Genomic DNA, 20,213 nt, shown 5'->3' with positions numbered 1-20,213 from the left:
CGGGCGAATCGGCCGCGGTTGCCTGACTTGCCGTTTCCCTCGCTACCAGGAGGGCCTTGCCGTCAGGTATAGCGATAGGGATTGCGATCGATCGTCGTCGTGCCGCGCGTCTGGTTGCACAGGAACACGGTGCCGGTGAAGTAGATGCCCGGCTCGGTGATGGTCTGGGCATAGGCGTAGGCTTCGCGCAGCTGCTGCACCGTCATCTGCACCGGAGCCTCGTCGGGCTGCCACGTCAGGCCGTAAGGATAGTCCTGTCCGTCCTTGCTGATCTCGACGTGGCAGCCCATCACGTGAGTCACCGGGTGCGTGTCGCAGAAGGCGATCAGGCGCTTCATGCTTTCGAACCAGGGCTCCCAGAACGTGATGTAGCAGCGCCCGCGATAGAACATGTCCCCGGTGTAGAGGATCTGGCTGTAGCTGTCGTAATAGGCGAGTTCCGAGACGACGTGGCCGGGCGAACCCCAGATCAGGATATCGCGCCCGCCAAGGTCCAGCGTCACTCGCTCCTCGGGGAAGTTGGTCATGCCCCAGAAGCCGACGAACTCCTCGTGCGTCAGGCCCATGTAGCGCGTGTTGGGGCGATCTGCGAACTGGTTGGTGGCGGCATAGTGGTCCGCGTGCAGGTGGCTGAAGGCGACCAGCAGTTCCAGGCTGGCGGGATCGCGGCCATTGCGCCGACACCAGTCTTCTATGCACTGGTCCACCACCCCGCGCAGGTCCCAGTCGTTGCGCAGTTGCACGAAGCCTTCGTCGAGCAGCAGCACGCGCTCGTTCCCGAAGTAGAGCGGGGCGAAAGGCGCCTCGTAGCTGTAGGCCTTGTTCTGGCGCAGGATCGCCGTATGGGGATTGTACCAGTGGACCTGCACGGGCGGGTCGGTGTTGTCCATGCACGACGGGGAACCGCAGATCCAGCGGTCCGGGAATGTGCCGGCGGCGGGCAGGTTGCTCTTGAAATCGATCGGCGCGGGCCGGGATGCGGCAACGGCGGCCCGGGACAAGCCGGTGAGCGCCATGCCGGTCAGCGGAACGGCGGCAGCGGCGGCGTTGTAGGTCAGGAAGGAGCGGCGGTCCACGAGCGGTCTCCTCAGAAAGGGCGCGGCGGGTTGATGTTGGGCACGCCCTCGGGCCATACCGGGGTACGCTGGTCGGGGCTGACGCCATTGAACAGCACGAAGTCCGGCCGGATCAGCATCATGTCCTTGCCCCGCACCTCGCGGGCATGGCGCAAGGCATCGCCGATCAGGTCCGGCGTCATCTCCAGCACCCGCTCGTAAGGCTTGTAGGTCGCGAAGCGCGGATAGTATTTGCCGGGCACGAACATCATCTCGACATGCCCGCCCAGCAGCCACTTAACCGGATGGGCGCTGGCGAAAGTCTGCAGTCGCTCAAGCGAGGCAACGAAATCGCCGTCGTTGCCAATGTTTATCTTGCCCGGAAAAAGCAGGTCTCCGGTGAACAGGAAGTCGCAGTAGGGATCATAGAAGGTCACCCCGTCGCGATGGGTGCCCGGCGTGGGGATCACCTCGATCACCCGGCCGCCCAGATCGAGCCTGCCGGTGCCGGCGGGCCAGTTCGTGAGACCATAGGCACGCTGCATCGCTGCCAGCGGCTTGGGGACAATCGTGGTGCCTGGCCGGTCGGCGAACTGTACCAGTCCCTGGTTCTGGGCGACATCCTCGCCCGAAGTGAGCGCCACCGTCAGCGGCACCTTGCTGCGCCCGCGCGCCCTGGACCAGCGCGCGATGATCGCGTCCACCGTTTCGCGCAAGGGATAGTGCGCGGCATTGGCGGTGGCGCCGGTGTCGATCAGCAGCGCGCCTTCGTTGCCGAACAGCAGGTAGGTGAACGGGGCCTCCCAATGGACGCACACGTTCTGGCGCAGGACGAAGGTATCCTCGTTGTACTGCACCACCTGCACGCGCGGATCGCGATTTTTCGCCGCGACATTGGAGCCGTAGGTCCAGCGGAAGGACAGGCTGCCCGGCGCCGGCCCCTCGCAGGCATAGTCGTGCGTGACGGGCTTGCTGCGGTGCAGCGGCACGGCGCTGTCGGTATTGCGCACGCCCGGCGGGTTGTAGCCCAGCGCCGGATTGCCATTGGGATAGGCGCGCCCGGTCGCCGCCTGCGAAGTACTGGAAAACCCGGTGCCACGGGTCGAACTCTGGGCCAAGATATTCCCCCCGGAACAATCGCGAGCGGCGTCGCCGGCTCGATCTGGAGGCAGCATGTAGATATTACGAAACGTGTCAATGTTAATATCATCGTGCCGTCGCAGTATGACGGCCCCTCGATCAGCGGGTGTCATCGCGGTCCTGCTTGGTATAGGGAAGGCGCGAGCCGTCATGCGACGGCGCCGTTTCGAGGACCCGATGATGATCGAGAGGGATGCCGCGTGAGCACCGATCCCGCCAGCCTGGCCCGCCTCAGCATGAGCCTGCCTGCGGACCTGTTCCGCCAGCTGGACGCCATGGTCGAGGAGCGCGGGCTGCCCTCGCGCTCGCAGCTGATCGCCGAGCTTATCCGCCATGCCCTGGCCGAGCACGAGGCGCTGACCCGGCCCGAGGAGATGCTCGCCGGTACGATCACGCTGGTCTATCGCGGAGACAGGGGACGGGTGCGGCATCAATTGGCGCAAAGCCAGGCCGACTACCTGAAGGAAGTCATTTCCTCGCAGCACGTCTTCCTGGAAGATGACCAGTCGCTGGAGGTCCTGCTGGTTCAGGGACCGGCGGCGCGGCTCAAGGAACTGTGCGATGCGCTGCGCGCCATTCGCGGCGTTCACCAGCTCCAGCTCGTCACCACGACCGCGCTGCTGCCACCCCTGCACGAGCAGGACGAAGTGGAGAGGGAGGAGCGCAGAGCTGCCGTGCGCCCCGTCACCGCCTGAGCTTCGGGCGGTCCCGGCCATGACCGGGAACGGCAGCCTTTACCGCAGGCCTTCCTGCGCGAAGTATTACAAAACCAACCAGTCGTAATATTTTTGATGGACAACGGTTCGAATCGCAGCAATGTTGCACTGCGAAAGGGGACCGAGTCATGATCGTATCGATCCGCAGCATTGCCAAGGCCGCATTGTTGGCCGCCGTGATGCCTGGAGCGCTTCTCACCTCCGCCTGTTCGCAGGGACCGGCCGAGGCAACCAAGCGCACCGAATTCAACATCGGATGGTCGATCTACGCGGGCTGGATGCCCTGGCCCTATGCCCAGCAGGCCGGCATCGTGAAGAAGTGGGCCGACAAGTACGGGCTCAAGATCAACATCGTCCAGGTCAACGATTATGTGGAGTCCGTGAACCAGTACACGGCCGGCAAGCTGGACGGCGTGACGGTTGCCAACATGGACGCGCTGACGATCCCCGCCGCCGGTGGCAAGGACACCAGCGCCATCATCGTCGGTGACTATTCCAACGGCAACGACGGCATCGTGATGAAAGGCGCCGCCGACCTCAAGGCGATCAGGGGCCAGTCGGTCAACCTCGTGGAGCTTTCGGTCTCGCACTACCTGCTTGCACGCGGCCTCAACTCGGTCGGGATGCAGCTCAGGGACGTGAAGACGGTCAACACCGGGGATGCGGACATCGTGGGTGCCTTTGCCAGCCCGGACGTCAAGGTGGCGGTCGCATGGAACCCGCAGCTCAACGCGATGAAGGCGCAGCCCGGTGCCAAGGTGGTGTTCAGTTCCGCCGACATCCCCGGCGAAATTCTCGACCTGCTCTGCGTCGACACGGCTACGCTGAAGGCCAATCCGAACCTTGGCAAGGCGCTGGCCGGGATCTGGTACGAGACGACCGCGCTGATGGTCCGCCAGGATGCGCAAGGGCAGGCGGCCCGTGCGGCGATGGCCAAGCTGGCCGGTGCAACGCCTGAAGCGTTCGACAGCCAGTTGAGCACGACACACCTCTATTCCGATCCGAAGGCCGCCGTCGCCGCGACGGATGCGCCCGCGCTGGTCACCACGATGACCCGTGTGCGGGATTTCAGCTTCTCCAAGGGGCTGTTCAAGGGCGCCAGCTCGGCCGACGCGGTGGGCATGTCGTTCCCCGGCGGCAAGACGCTGGGCGATGCGCAGCACGTCACGCTGCGGTTCGACGACAGCTTCATGAAGATGGCAGCCGACGGCAAGCTCTAGTTCGGCGAAGGCCGGGACTGTTCGTCATGGCGAGCGGGGCTTCGGTCCGCCCGCGCCGGCGAAGTGCACTATCAAGACGGGATCGAACACAATGCGCTGGGTGAATCGTCAGGTCGGACGAGGAGGGCGGGTGCTCCTCGGCGCTGTGCCGATCCTGCTGCTCCTGCTCCTCTACATCGTCATGGCCGCGAGCCGCCATGCGGTGAACCCGGCGGACAAAATTCTTCCCCTGCCCGGCGCGATGGTGGAGAGCATGTCCGCCCTGCTGTTCGTGCCGGACCAGCTCACCGGCCAGCTGGTGTTCTGGGCGGACACCGCGGCAAGCCTGCAGCGGCTTGGCATCGGGCTTGGCATCTCCACGCTGACGGCGCTGGTGGTGGGGCTTGCGCTTGGGGTCCTGCCGCCGGTGCGCGCCACCTTCGGCCCGCTCGTCACGGGGATCGCCGTCATACCTCCCATCGCGCTCCTGCCGATCCTGTTCATTGCCCTTGGACTGGGCGAGACGGCCAAGATCGCGCTCATCGTCATCGGCATCGCGCCCGTCATGGTGCGGGATATCGCCGCGCACGTCGCCGCACTCCCGCGCGAGCAGATCATCAAGGCGCTGACGCTGGGCGCGAACAGCTGGCAGGTGATGATCCGCGTAGCCCTGCCGCAAGCCATGCCGCGCCTGCTGCACGCCATGCGCCTGGCGCTCGGCCCGGCATGGGTCTTCCTGATCTCGGCCGAGGCGATCGCGTCGGACGTGGGCCTTGGCTACCGCATCTTCCTCGTGCGCCGGTACCTGTCGATGGACGTGATCCTGCCTTACGTGGCGTGGATCGCACTTCTGGCCATCGTCATGGACGTGGCGCTGACTTTCCTCAGCCGACGGATGTTTCCCTGGGCACATGGAGAAAGCCATTGAGCACGCTCCTGAGCTTTCGCGACGTCTGGGTCGAATATGGCGACCGGATCATCATCGAGAAGCTGAACCTCGACATCGAGGAAGGCGCCTTCGTTTCCATCGTCGGTCCCTCGGGCGCGGGCAAGAGCAGTTTCCTGCGCCTGATCCTGGGCCAGGAGGGGCCGAGCCGGGGCGTCATAACCCTGGACGGCACGGCGCTCGCGCCCGAATGCGGCCCCGATCGCGGGGTGGTGTTCCAGCGTTATTCGGTGTTCCCGCACCTCACCGTGCTGCGCAACACGGTCTTCGGTCTGGAGTGCGCGAAGGCGCCTGTGCTGGGGCGGCTGTTCGGCCGCACCCGGCACGCGGCAGAGGCGGAGGCGACCGAGATGCTGAACGCGGTGGGCCTCGGCCATAGCCTCGATCTTTATCCTGCGCAGATGTCGGGTGGGATGCAGCAACGCCTCGCGATCGCGCAGGCGCTGGTGAAGCGGCCCCGCGTGCTGTTGCTCGACGAGCCGTTCGGCGCGCTCGATCCGGGCATCCGCGCCGACATGCATGCGCTCATCCGCAGGCTTTGGCGGGAATATTCCCTGACCATCGTGATGGTGACGCACGACATCCGTGAGGCCTTCACGCTGGGCACCCGCGTCCTCGCGCTCGACAAGCGTCGCCACGATCCGCACGCACCGCATCGTTACGGCGCCACGGTGGTCTACGACCTGCCCATGCGTGCGCGTCCGGAAGAACTATCCGAAACGAGCGATGATATTACGATTGACGTAATTCGTAATAACTGAAAAGAGTATCGTCATGGGCTCCGAATCCACAAGCCTGGCGCGGCTCAGCATGAGCCTGCCGGCAGATCTCTTCAGACAGCTCGACCTCATGGTGGCGGAACGCGGCCTGCCGTCGCGCTCGCAGTTGATCGCCGAGCTGATCCGCCACGCACTGGCGGAGCACGGTTCGCTGATGCGTCCCGAAGAGATGCTCGCGGGCACCATCACTCTCGTCTACCGGGGCGAGCGCGGCCGGGTGCGACACCTGCTCTCGCAGACCCAGGCCAGCTACCTGAGGGAAGTGATCTCCTCGCAGCACGTCGTGCTCGAGGACGACCAGTCGCTCGAAGTTCTCCTCGTGCAGGGACCGGCCGTGCGGCTGAAGGAACTGTGCGACGCCATTCGCCGGGTGCGCGGGGTGCAGCAGCTCGAGCTGGTCACCACCACCGCCCTCCTGCCGCCCCTGTACGATCAGAGCGGCGACGATTTTCACAGTGTCGGAGCCCATTCATGACCGAGATCCTGGCCGATCCGCTCGCCGCCCGCGACCACGCGCGTGCCCAGGAAGGCACCGTGGTCGAAAGCATGCCCGTGCTGCCGCCCGTGGCCGACGACCTTCCGGACGGCGTGGCGAGCGACGATCTCGTCTGGGAAGAGACGATCGCGGCCGGCGGCTATGCCACGCGCCGCCTGTCTCGCGGCAGCCGCCTGCGGCTGATCGATCTCCAGGGCGATGCCTGCGCCTCGATCCTGGTGTTCAACGCCGAGATGCCGACCGAGCGCCTCAACGTGGCCGACACCGTGAAAGTGCAGTGGAACGCGTACCTCGGCAAGGGCAAGCTGCTGCTGTCCGACATGGGCCGCGTGCTGATGAGCATCGTCTCGGACGACGCGGGTACGCATGATACGTTCTGCGGCACTTCCAATCCCGCCACCAACGCGGCGAAGTACGGGGAGGGGCGCAACTCCGGTGCCTGCCCCAGCGGCCGCGACCGCTTCCTGCTCGGCGTCGCCAAGCACGGCCTCGGCCGCCGCGACGTGCATCCGTGCGTCACCTTGTTCAAGGGCGCGAGGATCGAGGCCGACGGCGCGATCACGCCCGTGGTCGGGCCCTTCGCACCGGGCCGCAGCCTGGTGCTGCGCGCGGAGATGGACGTGATCGTGGTGATCGCCAACGTCCCCCACGTGCTCGATCCGCGCGCGCAATACACGGTGACGCCGCTGCGCGCCTCGGCGTGGCGCGGGGCGGTGACGGGCGAGGACGATCCCGTCCGCACCGCGACGCCCGAAGGCCTGCGCGCCTTCAGGAACGTCGAAGACTACTTCCGCCGCTGAAAGGACACGCGATCATGAGCACCGATCCTCACCTGTCCGGCCTCACCGGCACTGTCGTCCACGACATCGTCGTTCCCGCCCGCGCGCCGTGGCTGCACCCGATCGAGGCCGGGCAGACGCTGCGCATCGTCGATCTGGAGGGCAACCAGGCGGTCGACTTCCTGATCTATTCCGCCGCCGACGACGCCGAGCGCTACAGCGCGCAGGACACCGTGGCCGCACAGGGCAACCTGTTCCTGCGCGAAGGCACGAAGCTGCTTTCCAACGAGGGCAACGCGCTGATGACCATCGCGGCCACCTCGGTCGACTACCACGATACCATCGGCGGCGCATGTTCGTGCGAGAGCAACACGTTGCGCTACGGCCACCACACCAAGGCCGAGCACGCCTGCGTCGAGAACTTCCTGGAAGCCAACCTCACGCAAGGGCGCGGCAAGCGCGACATCGTTTCGAACATCAACTTCTTCATGAACGTGCCCGTCGAGCCCGATGGCTCGCTCGGCATCGTCGACGGTATTTCGGCGCCGGGGCTCACCGTGGACTTGCGCGCCGACATGGACGTGATCGTCGTCGTCTCGAACTGCCCGCAGGTGAACAACCCCTGCAACGGGTTCAATCCCACGCCCGTGCGCATGATCGTCGCCGCATGAGCTTCGACACTGTCCTGATCGCGAACCGCGGCGCGATCGCCACCCGCATCATCCGCACATTGCGCAAGATGGGCCTGAAATCCGTCGCCGTCTATTCGGAGGCGGACGAGAACTCGAACCATGTTTCCGAAGCCGACGAGGCCGTGTTCATCGGCGGCGCCAAGGCCTCGGAAAGCTACCTCAACATTCCCGCGATCCTTGCGGCGGCGAAGAAGACGGGCGCGGGGGCGATCCACCCGGGCTACGGCTTCCTTGCCGAAAACGTCGATTTCGCAGAGGCCTGCGCCGGGGCTGGCATCGTCTTCATCGGACCGACGCCCGACAACATCCGCACTTTCGGCCTCAAGCACAGCGCCCGTGCGCTCGCCGCCGCGCACGACGTGCCGCTGGCGCCGGGCACGGGCCTGCTCACCGACGAGGACGAGGCGGTCGCGGCTGCGGCGGGCGTCGGCTATCCGGTGATCCTGAAGGCCACTGCAGGCGGCGGCGGCATCGGCATGAAGGTCTGCGAGAACGAGGCGGACCTGCGCGAGGGGTTTGCCACTGTCGCGCGGCTTGGCCTTGCGAACTTCGGCGATGCCAGCGTCTTCCTGGAACGCTACGTGCGCCGTGCCCGGCATATCGAAGTGCAGCTGTTCGGTGACGGTGAGGGCCGGGTCATGGCGCTTGGCGAGCGTGACTGCTCGCTCCAGCGCCGCAACCAGAAGGTCGTGGAGGAAGCCCCGGCGCCGCATCTGCCGCAGCACGTGCGGGCCGAACTGATCGCCTCTGCCGTGCGTTTGGGCGAAGCGGCGCGGTATCGCTCGGCGGGTACGGTCGAATACCTGTACGACGCCGATCGCGAGGAGTTCTTCTTCCTCGAGATGAACACCCGCCTGCAGGTGGAGCACGGCGTCACCGAAATGGTGATGGGCATCGACCTGGTGGAATGGATGGTACGTGGCGGCGCGGGAGACTTCGCCTTCCTCGATGCCGAGGCGCCGCACCCGCAGGGCCACTCGGTCCAGATGCGCCTCTACGCCGAGGATCCCGCGCTCGATTACCGGCCCACCTCCGGCCAGCTGACCTGTGTCGAGTTCCCCGAAGATGCGCGCGTCGAGACCTGGTGCAGCTCGGGCGGCACGGTCAGCGCCTGGTACGATCCCATGCTGGCGAAGCTGATCGTCCATGCATCGAGCCGTGAGGAAGCCGTGGAAGCGGCGCAGCGGGCGCTGGACGCAAGCCGGGTGGACGGCATCGAGACGAACCTTCGCTGGCTTCGCGATGTGGTGCGCTCGCCCGCTTTCGTCAGCGGCGAGGTCTCCACCCGGGTGCTCGACGACATCGTCTATCGGCCGCGCTCCATCCGCGTCGTCAGCGGCGGCACCGCGACGACGGTGCAGGACTGGCCGGGCCGCCAGAAGCTGTGGGCCGTGGGCGTGCCGCCTTCGGGACCGATGGACGACCAGTCGTTCCGCCTCGGCAATCGCCTGCTCGGCAACCCGGAAGGCACCGTGGGACTGGAAGCCACTGTCACCGGGCCGACCCTGGCCTTCGTCTCGGCGGCGCGGGTGTGCCTGACGGGTGCGGACTTCGGCGCCACGCTGGACGGCATGCCGGTGGAGCGCGGCGTGCCGATCGACATCGCGGCCGGCCAGACGCTGGCGCTTGGCCGCGCGTCGACGGGTGGCCTGCGCGGCTACATCCTGTTCGCCGGCGGCCTCGACATCGCTCCCTACCTCGACAGCCGCAGTACCTTCGAGCTGGGCCAGTTCGGTGGCCATGCCGCGCGCCGCCTGCTCGCGGGCGATACGCTGCATATGGGCGATGATCCGACAGGCGCGGCCCTGTCGGCGGCGGCCTGTCCAAAGATGGGCAACGAGTGGGCCTTGCGCGTCCTTTACGGCCCGCATGGCGCGCCGGACTTCTTCACGCCCGAGGACGTGGAGATGGTGCTTTCGGCCGAATGGAAGGTGCACTACAACTCCAACCGCACCGGCGTGCGCCTGATCGGGCCCAAGCCCCGCTGGGCGCGCACCGATGGGGGCGAGGCGGGGCTGCACCCCTCCAACATCCACGACAACCCCTATGCCATCGGCGCGGTGGACTTCACCGGCGACATGCCGATCATCCTCGGACCTGACGGACCGTCACTCGGCGGGTTCGTCTGCCCCTTTGTGGTGATCGCCGCCGACCGCTGGAAAATCGGCCAGCTGTCTCCCGGCGACAAGCTGCGCTTCATGCCGGTCACCATCGAGGATGCGACCGCAGCCGATGCTGCGCAGCGTGAACTGATGGCGATGGGCGCGGCGCCTGCCGTCACGCCGATCCGCACGCTTGAGAGCCTCACGCCGATCCTGGCGGAAACTCCCGAGGGCCCCGGGCGGCCGCGCACGGTCTATCGCCAGCAGGGCGACCGCAACATCCTCGTCGAATACGGCCCGATCGTGCTCGACATCGAGCTGCGCATCCGGGTCCACGCGCTGATGACGGAACTGGATCGGCTTGGCGCTCCCGGCATCGTCGATGTGGTGCCGGGCATCCGCTCGCTCCAGCTGCACTTCGACGGCACGACCATGGACCAGAAGGCCGCGCTCGCCATGCTGGTCGCGGCCGAGGAGCGGCTGGGCGACCTTGAGGACTTCGCCATTCCTTCGCGCGTGGTCCACCTGCCGCTCAGCTGGCGCGATCCGGCGACGATCGAGACGATCGAGAAGTACATGGCCACCGTGCGCGACGATGCGCCCTGGTGCCCGGACAATATCGAGTTCATCCGCCGCATCAACGGACTGCCCGATCAGGCCGCGGTGGAGAACCTGATCTTCGAGGCGAACTACCTCGTCATGGGGCTCGGCGACGTTTACCTCGGCGCGCCCGTTGCGACGCCGGTGGACCCGCGCCACCGTCTCGTCACGACGAAGTACAACCCTGCGCGCACGTGGACGCCGCCCAACGTCGTGGGCATCGGCGGCGCCTATATGTGCATCTACGGCATGGAAGGGCCGGGCGGCTACCAGCTGTTCGGCCGCACCGTGCAGGTGTGGAACACTTATCGCGAGACGGAGGCCTTCACCAAGGGCAAGCCCTGGCTGCTGCGCTTCTTCGACCAGATCCGCTTCTATCCCGTGACCGCCGAGGAGCTGGCCGAGTGGCGGCGCGAGTTTCCTGCCGGTCGCCGCGCGCTGAAGATTGAGCCCAGCGAGTTCCGCCTTTCCGACTACCGCGCCTACCTTGCCGAGAATGCCGCCGGGATCGCGGAGTTCGAGCAGCGCCGCCAAGCCGCCTTCGATGCCGAACGCGCCGAATGGCAGCGCCTCGGCGAGTTCGACCACTCGGCCGATCTCGCGGCTACGGATGCGCCGGCAGAGGAAGCGATCGTGCTGCCGGAGGGTTCGGACCTGGTGGAGGCGCCTTACGGCGGCAGCGTCACGCGTCTGCTCGTCGGGCCCGGCGATACCGTCGCGGCCGGAGACCGTATCGCCGTGATAGAGGCGATGAAGATGGAATGCTCGGTGGAAAGCCCGGGTAGCGGCACGGTCGAGGCGCTCTATATGCGCGAAGGCCAGTCGCTGCAGCCCGGCGCGCCGATGCTCGCCCTGAGGAAGCACGCATGACTACAGTAGACCGCCTGAGCGCCAGCCGGATCGCCGCCGCCGTCCGCGCCGGAGAGACGACCGCGCTCGCCGTGGCCGAGGATACTTTCGCCCGCATCGCGGCTTACGACGCGGTACAGCCGCAGGTGTGGATCAGCCGTGCCACGCGCGACGACCTGCTGGCAGCGGCACGCGCCGTCGATGCGCGGGTGGCTGCGGGGGAGGATCTTCCGCTGGCGGGCGTGCCCTTTGCGGTGAAGGACAACATAGACGTGGCCGGCTTCGAGACGACCGCCGCCTGTCCCGCCTTCGCCTATGAGCCCGAAAGCGACGCGGGCGTGATAGAGCGGCTGCTGGCGGCTGGCGCCGTCTGCGTGGGCAAGACCAACCTGGACCAGTTCGCCACCGGCCTCAACGGGTCGCGCAGTCCCTATGGCATTCCCCGCAATGCCTCCAACCTGAACTACGTGAGCGGCGGGTCGAGTTCCGGTTCCTCGGTCGCGGTGGCGGCGGGACTGGTGGCGTTCGCGCTCGGCACCGACACCGCCGGGTCCGGCCGCGTCCCTGCCGCGTTCAACCACCTGATCGGCATGAAGCCCACCAAGGGCCGCTGGTCCACCCGAGGCCTCGTGCCTGCCTGCCGCACGATCGACTGCATCACTGTCTTCACCGACGATACCGCCGATGCCCGGCTGGTGGACGGCGTGGTGGCCGGTTTCGACGTGGCCGATCCCTACTCCAAGGCACTGGCCGACCGGCCCCTTGCCGCAAGGCGCATCGGCGTGCCCCGCCGCGACCAGCGCGTGTTCTTCGGCGATGTCGAGGCCGAGTACCTTTACGAGCGCGCGCTCGCCCGGCTGGCTACTCTGGGCGAGATCGTCGAGATCGATCTTGCGCCGCTGCTCGAGGCGGCACAGCTGCTCTACGGCGGCCCTTGGGTGGCCGAGCGTACGGCCGCGATGGCAGGCATCCTTGCCACCAACCCGCTTGCCGTCGATCCCACCGTGCGCACCGTCGTCGAGCCCGGCAAGGATGTCAGCGCGGTGGAGCTTTTCAACGGCATCTACCGCATGGCCGAGCTCAAGCGACACGCCGACCTGATGTGGGAAGGGATCGACATGCTCGCATTCCCCACAACCGGCACCACGTACCGCGTGTCCGAGATGCTCGCCGCGCCTGTGGCGCTCAACAGCAACCTGGGGCTCTACACCAATTTCGTGAACCTGCTCGACATGGCGGCGCTGGCGGTGCCGGCCGGCGTGCGTGCCAACGCCACTGGCTTCGGGATCACCCTGATCGGCCCGGCCGACACCGACCGCGCCCTTCTGGACGCGGCCGACGCCTACCTTGCGGTCGCGGATTTGCCCGCGCCGCCACCACTCGACCTGGAGGGAAAGATGCAGACTGTGAAACTCGCCGTCGTCGGCGCGCACCTTAAGGACATGCCGCTCCACTGGCAGCTGACCAGCCGAGATGCCGAATTCGTCGGCGCTTTCGAGACCGCGCCCAGCTACAAGCTCTACGCCATCGCCGACAGCGTGCCGCCCAAGCCCGCGCTGGTGCACGACGACGAGGGCGCAGCGATCAAGGTGGAAGTGTACGAGCTGGGCGTCGCCGAGTTCGGCAGCTTTACCGTGGACGTGCCCGCGCCGCTCGCCATCGGCAACGTGACGCTGGCGGACGGAACGAGCGTCAAGGGCTTCGTCTCCGAACCGCGCGCGCTGGTCGGAGCTGAGGACATCACGCAGCTGGGCGGCTGGCGCGCCTACATCGCCAGCAAGGGCTGATCGCCGCGACCACCAAGGGGGGAAATCCATGCGCCGTTTCGCAACGTTGTTTCTGGCGGCCAGCGCCGCACTGCCCTCGCTCGCGTTTGCGCAGGAGGTCATCGAGGTTCCCGGCTTTGCGGATTTCCTGGCGGTTGACGGTGAAACCGTCTGGACCACCAACAAGGGCCGGGTCGAGCAGTGGTCGCGCAAGGGCAAGAAAGCCGAAGTGGCGCTGGCCCGCCCCTGCGGCGCGATGACGATCGCTGCCGGGTCGCTGTGGGTGGCGGACTGCGCGGAGAAGGCGGTCAAGCGGATCGACGTGAAGACGGCGAAGCTCATCGCCACGATCCCAACCGGGATCGCTTCCACCGGCGAACTCAACGTGGTGGCGGGCGCCGGTTCGGTCTGGGTCGCCAGCGACAATGAGAAGGGCCTCGTCGCCCGCATCGATCCCGGCACCAACGCCGTCATCGCTTCGGTGCCTGTGGATGCGGGGACATGGTACCTGACTTCGGGCGTTGGCTCGATCTGGGCCGTCAGCGCGACCGCGCAGTCGCTCCAGCGCATCGATCCGGCCAGCAACACCGTGGTGGCGAAGATCGCACTCGGCAAGGAGCCCGGTTTCCTCGCCGCCGGGGAGGGCGGCGTGTGGGTGCAGGAGCAGGGGGACGGCACGCTCGCCCGGATCGATCCTGTCACCAATGCGATCGCCGCCCGCGTCAGAGTGGGGGACAATCTCAAGTGGGGCGATGTCGATACCGGGGACGGCAAGGTCTGGCTGCGTACCACCGACGATCAGGTCTTCGCGGTGATCGATCCCGCAACCAACAGCGTCGTCGCGCGGATGGGCAAGCCTGCGGGAAGCGGCGCGCTGCGCTGGACGCCCGAGGGCATCTGGACCAGCGCGCATGACGAGCACACGCTGTCGTGGTGGCCTGCTGCGGTACTGGCCGCGGAGGCAGGCTCTCCATCCCGGCCATAACGGAGGTTGACCTCTCCTGCCGCTGTTGCATCGATTTCGTCTATGACCGGGCAGCAACGCGCTATATCGTGCGACCGGGCCTGGGAACGAAAGAAGCATGAGCGAAGATACGCCGTTGACCGACCGGATGTTCGCCAGCCGTGTCGATTGGAACCTGATGCGCACTTTCGTGGACATCGTGCGCGCCGGCGGGATCGGCGCGGCGGCACGCCAGTTGAACAAGCAGCAACCGAGCATCAGCGCGGCGCTGAAGCGGCTGGAGGATCATGTCGGCGCTACCCTGCTGCGCCGCTCCGCGACCGGGGTGGAGATGACTGCGGCCGGCAAGGCGATGATGGCGCTGTGCGAGGATATGCTGGAATCCGCGCGCATGGTGCCGCACCAGATCGCGCAGGCGACGCGGCGTGTCGAAGGCGTCGTGCGGATCCAGATCGTCTCGGCCATCGTCTCCGAAGCATTCGACGAGGCGATCGCCAGCTTCCACCGCCGCAATCCCGACATCCACATCGAGATCCGGGTCTCTCCCTGGCGCAAGGTGCTCGACGCGCTGGAGCGAGGGGAAGTGGAAGTCGGCATCGGCTACGACAGCAGCGTTCGCGGCGGTCTGGTATACGAACCCCTGTTCGTGGAGCGACAGCAACTCTATTGCTCGCGCAATCATCCCTACTGTGGGTATCGCATCGGCCAACTGCGCGAACTGGCGGGAGAGGGCTTCGTGCTCACCGGCGAGGACGAGATCGAGACGGTGACGCACTTGCGCCGTCGATATGGGTTGGGGGCCCGCGTTACCGGACAGGCCGAGGACATGAACGAGGCGCGCCGGCTCATCGCATGCGGAGTGGGGATCGGCTTCCTGCCGGTGCCCGCGGTGCGGTCGGAGGTTGAACGCGGCGCGCTCTGGCCGTTGTTGCATGCGGACTTCGAGCCGTCCTACGACATCTTCCTGCTCGCCCGGGCCGAGCCGGAGCGGGATACCGCCACCCAGCTGTTCATTGATGAAGTGTTCCGGCGCATCCGCGCATCGGCCCGGTCATAGTATTCGTCTATGTTCGCCATAGGAAAATAGCGTCTGCCTCGATGCCTTGCCGCGCCGCACTCTCACGGCAACAGACAAGGCGAAGCGCGGGTATGCGGATCACGGCAATTCTCGAGTTGATGGGGACAAGCGGTTTCCAGGCCGCCTTGCGTTTCCTGCGAAGCGGCCTCGAAGCGCGCGCCTCGGCGATCGGCAGCTTCTCCCGTCAACCCGATCATGGAAGCCGGCCGTGAAGGCGAACTCGAAAGCGGCTCACGTGCTGGCGATTGCAGGCGCGGCCTTTGCCGCAGTGCAGGCGCCGGGCGCCATCGCCGCGCAGGAACCCGCCACCAAGCTGGTTTTCTGTGGGAAGAACGACTGCCTTCTCGTCTCCGGCTTCCGCGCCGATCCTGCATCGCAGGTTCAGTTGAACGGCCATCCGGTGAAGGTCGAAGGCGGCCGGGCCTGGAAGGTCCGTGTGCCGATCGCCACCGTGCGGGCATGGTCCCGGCCAAGGGCGCGGACTCTCGACGTGATGGTCCTGAATGCAGATTCGCGGCTAAATCGCGCCGATCAGGCCGCTTTGCCGATCGGTTTGCTGGGGCAAACGACGCAGCTTGCGTCGCTGGTCATTCGCAGCCGATAGGCCCTGAGTATTACGGCGGACGTTATCGGCTGCAAAAAGGCCCGTTGCGACAAGGGCCTGGAATGCGATGCGAAAATTCTGATGTAGTGAGCGCGTAATACCGGTCACTACCAAGGCCGACTTTTGTACTTGTGCCTGCGATCGCTTGATTGTCAGGCCCTTTTCCGATCGCTATAAGATGTGCCCAACGTAGAGTGCACAAGCTTGTACGTGTTCAGGAGAAGATGATGAAGATCGGTTTCATGGCGCTGGCTTCGCTTGCCTTTGTCGCTACTGGCGTTAGCGCCACCGCAGCGGAAACGCCCTTCGCCCGCGACAAGGCGGTGCTTCACCTCGATGGTCTTGACCTCGCAACCGTTGACGGTCAGCAGCGCCTGTCCGTCCGGATGGATCAGGTTGCACGCACCGTCTGCGGAGAGAACCTCTCTCACCTGCACCTTTCGCTGGAGCGCAAGGCCCAGGATTGCCGCGCGGCGGTGGTGGCGGATATCCGCACGCAGATCGAAACCCGCACCGCCGAGGCCCCTGCCGCGACGCCAGTGCATTTCGCAAGCGCCCGCTGATCCGGCAAGGCCAGAACCGGTCCCGCCGCACCCCGCATGGGCTGGCGGCGGGATCAGGTCCGGGTATGGGCCTGACGCTCAGGCTCTTGCAAGAAGGGGTTCCTGCGGTTCCATCAGGTTCTTCCGGAACAGGGACCTGACCAGCCTCTGTTCCAGGATCCGGCCGACAACATAAAGCGCTGCGAAAATCCCCGCGAACACGTACCCGGGCGTGGGCAAGCGCTTCTTCTTGTCTTTTTCCTTGTCCTTGCTCTTGTCCTTGGCCTCATCCTTCTTCTCAGGGGCTGGCGCGCCAAGGAACTTGTCGATCGAGTGCATTGGGACTTCCGCCTTGTCGGCGTTCTTCTTCTCGAGTTCCTCGGCCAGAGGTTTGTCGAACTTGGCAAGGACGAGGTTCATCTGGGCAAAGCCGAGGAACAGCAGTGGCGCGAGGAAGCAGAGCAACAGCACGCGGCTGGTCAGGTGGTAATGCAGCACCGAAGCGCCGCTGCCGCTTTCGATCCGCAAGGTACCGCCATCGAACACCGACATCTTGTCCTGCGCGGCTTGATCCTTCTTGCGGAAGACCAGGGTATCGCCCTTGCGCTCGTGCGTGGTTCCGACTTCGCGAAACAGCGGGCGGAGGCGCTCGAAGGCATCGTCGCTCGATTGCCCGGGAGCCAGCGTCAGGCTCCCCTTGATGTGCCAGATCCAGTCGATGAAACGTGCGCTCATGTGATCTCCATTGGGAGAGCGGTTCGGTTCTTCTTCACTCGGCCGGTACGGCTACGGGGCGTGCAAAGCGTTCCTTCAGCGACTTCCAGCCCTCGGTGAAGGGGAAAGTCATCTGCTCGCCCAGCGACATGCGGCGGCCGCCTTCCATGCCCAGAAGCTCTGCCTCGCCATCGATGCAGGTTCCGAAGATGCGGTCGATGAAGATGTAGGTATTCGTGTAATTGCTGCGGCTTGCCTCGAAGTCCTGCGAGTGATGAACGCTGTGATGTTCGGTGGTGTGGAACAGGAACCGCCACCAGCGCGGCGAATTGAAGCGCACGTTGATGTGCTGGTACGTGCCGACGGCCATGCCGATGGCGCCGGCGAGCAGAGCGGCCCGGGGCAGGAAGTCGAAGAAGCCGCCGATGCCAAGGCCAATCAGGAACAGCTCGACCGGATTGCCCACCGCGCCCTTGTTGATGTTCAGCTGGGTGATGTAGTGGTGCACCGAGTGGGGCAACCACAGCGGATACCAGTTGTGCATCCCGCGATGCATCCAGTACTGCCCGAAATCGAAGATGAACGAAATCAGGAACGCCTGCAGCAGCAGCGGCATCCCAAGGAACCACGTGAACTTGTCCGCATCGAAGTAATGCTGGATGGATTCGATCCACACTTCGTCACCGATATAGGTCTCGACCGTGCGCAGTATGGTGTAACCCAGCCCGACGAAGAACAGGTCCGTCGTCAGTTCCTTCCATGTAAGCCGCCAGCTTTCGTGGCGGGGGAAGAACCATTCGAGCGCCAGCAGCAGCACCTTGAAGCCGATGCCGATGCCGATCGCGGTGGATGCCTTGGCGATGGAGTTGGGGGCATAGTACCAGAAGGCGATCAGCGCGAACAGCACGGTGGGCTGGAACCACGTGAAGACGAACTGCTTGATCGGCCCGCCTTCGACACGGGGGATGTTCTCCCAGCCGACGATGACGGGCGCTTGCGTGCCTATCATTCGCTTGCCAACCCGCACTCCGTTCATACCCTTGCCCTCGTATTATTTGGTGACTAGCCTAAGTAATACTAATGTCAAATAAGGTAATACGATTCGCCGGGAGCGTCCACACGGTATTGTTGACGCTGAGCGCACGACTTTGCACACAGCGTACTTGTCGGCCTGGAATTGTAGTTTGAGTGATCCCGAAGCGCCATCGGCGGCTCTGCACGACCGCTCGGAGAATGGCGCGAAGCTCCGCAGGCGCGAGTTGAAAGCGACGGCTCCGGCGCGGGCGGTCACCCGGCCAGGCAGCCCCCGTCACCGCCCGTCCGCCCATCTCGTCACCGGGCGTCCAACCGCCCGGGCAGCTTGCTCAGTAGGCCGGTGCCTGCGAGGAGGCGAACTCCTCCAGCACGGGCGCGCGGCCGAGGGCGAGAGGCGCGCGCCATGCGCCGGGGTCCGCGCCGTCAGCGGCAAATCCCTCGAACGGCTGCCACACGCCGCCGCGCTGCTCCAGGATCTGCCTGCCGCTTGCCAGTGCAAGGGCCGCGCCGCCCGCGACGTCCCATATGTTGGGCTGCTCGAACCATGCCATGTCGAGGAGCCCGGCGGCGACGAAGGCGCATTCGATCGCGGCGGAGCCGGTCTTTCGGCCGTCCCAGCTCAGCCGCTGGCGCGAGGCATGGGGTTCGCCGCCCAGCCTGCGGCGCACGGCCGGGTTCCCGTGGGCAGCAAGGGGCGCGCCGTTGAAGCGCAGGTCGCGTCCGACGACCGCGTGGTAGACGCCCGCTTCCAGAGCGTGGCTCGTGCTGCACCAGAGCGCGCCTGCGACGGGACGGCCGCGATAGAGAACGCCCACGCAGGAGGCGAACAGCGGAAACCCGTTGATGAAGTTCGCCGTTCCGTCGATCGGATCGACCGCCCAGGCAAAGTCGTGGCCGCGACCGGGGCGATGGTCCATCTCCTCGCCGATGATGTCGTGCTCGGGGAACTTCCGGGCGAGGTGTTCGCGGATCATCTCCTCCACCCGGCCGTCCACTTCGGAGACCGGGTCCGTCAGCCGCAGGGGATCGTCCTCCAGGCCCTTGTAGCGGATGCGCAGCATGCCGCCGAGCGCGGCCTTGATCTCGTTGCCGCCCAGCTGCGCGAGTTCGACGGCCAGAAGTTCGAGGTCGGCCAGGAAAGCCGGGTCGAGATCGGTTTCAGGGGTCATGTCGTGCCTGCCTTGTCGTGGACGAGGATGCGGACCGGCTGCGGCCGGATGCGAATGGTGACGATGCCCGAGAGCCGATCGTCGGGGGAACGATCGTCGAGGCGGAAGCAGCGGTCATGGACGCCGAGGCGCACCATGGAGGCGCGGCGGGGGGGAAGAGGGCAGGGCGCAGCTTCCGGATCCTTCACCCAGTCGCGCAGGGCCTCGCGGTCGCCCGGCTCCACGATCATGACGTCGAGCAACCCGTCGCCGGGGTCAGCGCCGTGAGCGAGCCTCAGCCGCGGCCCGACGAAGGGGATGCTCAGCACTTCCACCATCAGGCAGTCGCCCTCCCACGACCAGTCGGCGCCGTCGATCCGGCAGGGGAACGGCGCGGCCTCGGCGAGCGCCTGCCGGAAGGCCGCGCGGCCGTTGGCGCGCTTTTCCTCAGCGGTTTCGGGATCGTCGTCGACGTAATCGACGGACTGGGTGAGGACACCGGTGCCCACGGCCTCGATGAACGGACGGCGTCCCCAGGGACCGTCCGCCTCGCACCGGTCGAGAGGCCGCCAGCGCGAGAGCGACCAGTGCGCCGGAATGTCCCGCCAGTCGCCCTCGACGCCGAGCGCGTGGGCGATGTTGTTCGATCCTCCCAGGGGCAGCACGCCAATGGGCCGCTCCACATCGCAGAGGCTCGAGGCGACATCGGCGAGCGTGCCATCGCCGCCTGCCGCGACCACCATGTCGAAGTCCCCCTGCAGCGCCGCGTCGAGATCGTCCTCCAGGTGCGCGCAGTAGGTCGTTCGCAGGCCGACCGCGTGGAGAGCGGCTTCGATCCGTTCGCGAGGCGTGGGGTCGGTGCCCGCGTTCCGGTTGTGGACGAGGAGCGCGCGGCGGGAATCCAGAGGCGATCGGATAGGCATCGCAGGGACAATGCCGCGCCGCCGGGCACGTTCCACGCCGGACATGCATTGTAACAGAGCGGGCGCGGACGTCCCGAGCGGCCCCG

19 protein-coding genes are annotated in these 20,213 nt (G+C 66.2%); 13 read left to right on the top strand and 6 right to left on the bottom strand.

Annotated elements, in window-relative coordinates; all coding sequences use genetic code 11:
• Positions 1-62 precede the first annotated feature (62 nt).
• Together GR702_RS16550 and GR702_RS16545 are read right to left on the bottom strand one after the other, a co-directional pair.
• The gene (locus tag GR702_RS16550) at positions 63-1,076 is read right to left on the bottom strand and encodes an MBL fold metallo-hydrolase (protein ID WP_160986890.1); all 1,014 of its coding nucleotides are present in this window, start codon (positions 1,074-1,076) and stop codon (positions 63-65) included.
• A gap of 11 nt (positions 1,077-1,087) precedes the next feature.
• Positions 1,088-2,173: an MBL fold metallo-hydrolase gene (locus GR702_RS16545; RefSeq protein ID WP_237449758.1), complete on the bottom strand. Its 1,086-nt coding sequence runs from the start codon at positions 2,171-2,173 to the stop codon at positions 1,088-1,090.
• 222 nt (positions 2,174-2,395) lie between these two features.
• Here GR702_RS16545 and GR702_RS16540 point away from each other — a divergent pair, with 222 nt between their 5' ends.
• The 13 genes from GR702_RS16540 to GR702_RS16480 all read left to right on the top strand — a co-directional run bounded on the left by GR702_RS16540 (position 2,396) and on the right by GR702_RS16480 (position 16,328).
• Positions 2,396-2,890, top strand: a complete 495-nt coding sequence (locus GR702_RS16540) for a CopG family ribbon-helix-helix protein (RefSeq protein ID WP_337192632.1) — start codon at positions 2,396-2,398, stop codon at positions 2,888-2,890.
• A 149-nt stretch (positions 2,891-3,039) separates the two neighbouring features.
• Positions 3,040-4,131, top strand: coding sequence for a putative urea ABC transporter substrate-binding protein (locus GR702_RS16535; RefSeq protein ID WP_160986888.1), 1,092 nt, complete (start codon positions 3,040-3,042; stop codon positions 4,129-4,131).
• A gap of 91 nt (positions 4,132-4,222) precedes the next feature.
• The gene (locus GR702_RS16530) at positions 4,223-5,038 is read left to right on the top strand and encodes an ABC transporter permease (RefSeq protein WP_160986887.1); all 816 of its coding nucleotides are present in this window, start codon (positions 4,223-4,225) and stop codon (positions 5,036-5,038) included.
• On the top strand, positions 5,035-5,817 hold the full coding sequence (locus tag GR702_RS16525; protein ID WP_160986886.1) for an ABC transporter ATP-binding protein: 783 nt from the start codon (positions 5,035-5,037) through the stop codon (positions 5,815-5,817). Before GR702_RS16530 ends, GR702_RS16525 begins: the two co-directional genes overlap by 4 nt.
• Before the next feature lie 13 nt (positions 5,818-5,830).
• Positions 5,831-6,310 carry a CopG family ribbon-helix-helix protein gene (locus GR702_RS16520; protein WP_160986885.1) on the top strand — a complete coding sequence of 160 codons (480 nt, stop codon included), beginning with the start codon at positions 5,831-5,833 and terminating at the stop codon, positions 6,308-6,310.
• Positions 6,307-7,131, top strand: a complete 825-nt coding sequence (locus GR702_RS16515) for an urea amidolyase associated protein UAAP1 (protein ID WP_160986884.1) — start codon at positions 6,307-6,309, stop codon at positions 7,129-7,131. Before GR702_RS16520 ends, GR702_RS16515 begins: the two co-directional genes overlap by 4 nt.
• A 14-nt stretch (positions 7,132-7,145) precedes the next feature.
• A complete protein-coding gene (locus GR702_RS16510) occupies positions 7,146-7,781 on the top strand; it encodes an urea amidolyase associated protein UAAP2 (protein ID WP_160986883.1) in 636 nt (211 codons plus the stop codon).
• Positions 7,778-11,374, top strand: a complete 3,597-nt coding sequence (gene uca, locus GR702_RS16505) for an urea carboxylase (RefSeq protein ID WP_160986882.1) — start codon at positions 7,778-7,780, stop codon at positions 11,372-11,374. Before GR702_RS16510 ends, uca begins: the two co-directional genes overlap by 4 nt.
• Entirely contained in the window at positions 11,371-13,140 is a 1,770-nt protein-coding gene (atzF, locus tag GR702_RS16500) for an allophanate hydrolase (RefSeq protein ID WP_160986881.1), read from the top strand. Before uca ends, atzF begins: the two co-directional genes overlap by 4 nt.
• A 28-nt stretch (positions 13,141-13,168) precedes the next feature.
• A complete protein-coding gene (locus tag GR702_RS16495; RefSeq protein WP_160986880.1) occupies positions 13,169-14,104 on the top strand; it encodes a Vgb family protein in 936 nt (311 codons plus the stop codon).
• Between the two features lie 97 nt (positions 14,105-14,201).
• Positions 14,202-15,140: a LysR family transcriptional regulator gene (locus GR702_RS16490; RefSeq protein WP_160986879.1), complete on the top strand. Its 939-nt coding sequence runs from the start codon at positions 14,202-14,204 to the stop codon at positions 15,138-15,140.
• Positions 15,141-15,369: 229 nt separating this feature from the next.
• Complete coding sequence (locus GR702_RS16485; RefSeq protein ID WP_337192631.1) at positions 15,370-15,765, top strand: hypothetical protein; 396 nt, start codon at positions 15,370-15,372, stop codon at positions 15,763-15,765.
• Positions 15,766-15,992: 227 nt separating this feature from the next.
• Positions 15,993-16,328: a UrcA family protein gene (locus GR702_RS16480; RefSeq protein WP_160986878.1), complete on the top strand. Its 336-nt coding sequence runs from the start codon at positions 15,993-15,995 to the stop codon at positions 16,326-16,328.
• A gap of 78 nt (positions 16,329-16,406) precedes the next feature.
• Here GR702_RS16480 and GR702_RS16475 read toward each other — a convergent pair whose 3' ends face one another.
• The 4 genes from GR702_RS16475 to GR702_RS16460 form a co-directional block, all read right to left on the bottom strand.
• A complete protein-coding gene (locus GR702_RS16475) occupies positions 16,407-17,042 on the bottom strand; it encodes a hypothetical protein (protein WP_160986877.1) in 636 nt (211 codons plus the stop codon).
• Positions 17,043-17,076: 34 nt separating this feature from the next.
• Positions 17,077-18,057 (bottom strand): sterol desaturase family protein, encoded by a 981-nt coding sequence (locus tag GR702_RS16470; RefSeq protein ID WP_160986876.1) that lies wholly within the window; start codon positions 18,055-18,057, stop codon positions 17,077-17,079.
• A 328-nt stretch (positions 18,058-18,385) separates the two neighbouring features.
• Positions 18,386-19,225, bottom strand: a complete 840-nt coding sequence (locus GR702_RS16465; protein WP_160986875.1) for an inositol monophosphatase family protein — start codon at positions 19,223-19,225, stop codon at positions 18,386-18,388.
• Positions 19,222-20,127: a diacylglycerol/lipid kinase family protein gene (locus GR702_RS16460; protein ID WP_160986874.1), complete on the bottom strand. Its 906-nt coding sequence runs from the start codon at positions 20,125-20,127 to the stop codon at positions 19,222-19,224. The genes GR702_RS16465 and GR702_RS16460 overlap by 4 nt, the downstream gene beginning before the upstream one ends.
• Positions 20,128-20,213: the final 86 nt, after the last annotated feature.

The sequence above is a fragment of the Novosphingobium silvae genome, from assembly GCF_009856825.1.
GTDB classification, from domain to species: Bacteria; Pseudomonadota; Alphaproteobacteria; order Sphingomonadales; family Sphingomonadaceae; genus Novosphingobium; species Novosphingobium silvae.
Note: the sequence above shows the minus strand (reverse complement) of the source record. Positions and strands in the feature narration are given on the sequence as shown.

Coding starts and splice junctions, on each gene's coding strand:
- GR702_RS16495 (WP_160986880.1), top strand. CDS start 13,169: ATGCGCCGTTTCGCAACGTTGTTTCTGGCGGCCAGCGCCGCACTGCCC.
- GR702_RS16520 (WP_160986885.1), top strand. CDS start 5,831: ATGGGCTCCGAATCCACAAGCCTGGCGCGGCTCAGCATGAGCCTGCCG.
- GR702_RS16460 (WP_160986874.1), bottom strand. CDS start 20,127: ATGCCTATCCGATCGCCTCTGGATTCCCGCCGCGCGCTCCTCGTCCAC.
- GR702_RS16475 (WP_160986877.1), bottom strand. CDS start 17,042: ATGAGCGCACGTTTCATCGACTGGATCTGGCACATCAAGGGGAGCCTG.
- GR702_RS16465 (WP_160986875.1), bottom strand. CDS start 19,225: ATGACCCCTGAAACCGATCTCGACCCGGCTTTCCTGGCCGACCTCGAA.
- GR702_RS16480 (WP_160986878.1), top strand. CDS start 15,993: ATGAAGATCGGTTTCATGGCGCTGGCTTCGCTTGCCTTTGTCGCTACT.
- GR702_RS16510 (WP_160986883.1), top strand. CDS start 7,146: ATGAGCACCGATCCTCACCTGTCCGGCCTCACCGGCACTGTCGTCCAC.
- GR702_RS16530 (WP_160986887.1), top strand. CDS start 4,223: ATGCGCTGGGTGAATCGTCAGGTCGGACGAGGAGGGCGGGTGCTCCTC.
- GR702_RS16515 (WP_160986884.1), top strand. CDS start 6,307: ATGACCGAGATCCTGGCCGATCCGCTCGCCGCCCGCGACCACGCGCGT.
- GR702_RS16490 (WP_160986879.1), top strand. CDS start 14,202: ATGAGCGAAGATACGCCGTTGACCGACCGGATGTTCGCCAGCCGTGTC.
- GR702_RS16535 (WP_160986888.1), top strand. CDS start 3,040: ATGATCGTATCGATCCGCAGCATTGCCAAGGCCGCATTGTTGGCCGCC.
- uca (WP_160986882.1), top strand. CDS start 7,778: ATGAGCTTCGACACTGTCCTGATCGCGAACCGCGGCGCGATCGCCACC.
- atzF (WP_160986881.1), top strand. CDS start 11,371: ATGACTACAGTAGACCGCCTGAGCGCCAGCCGGATCGCCGCCGCCGTC.
- GR702_RS16470 (WP_160986876.1), bottom strand. CDS start 18,057: ATGAACGGAGTGCGGGTTGGCAAGCGAATGATAGGCACGCAAGCGCCC.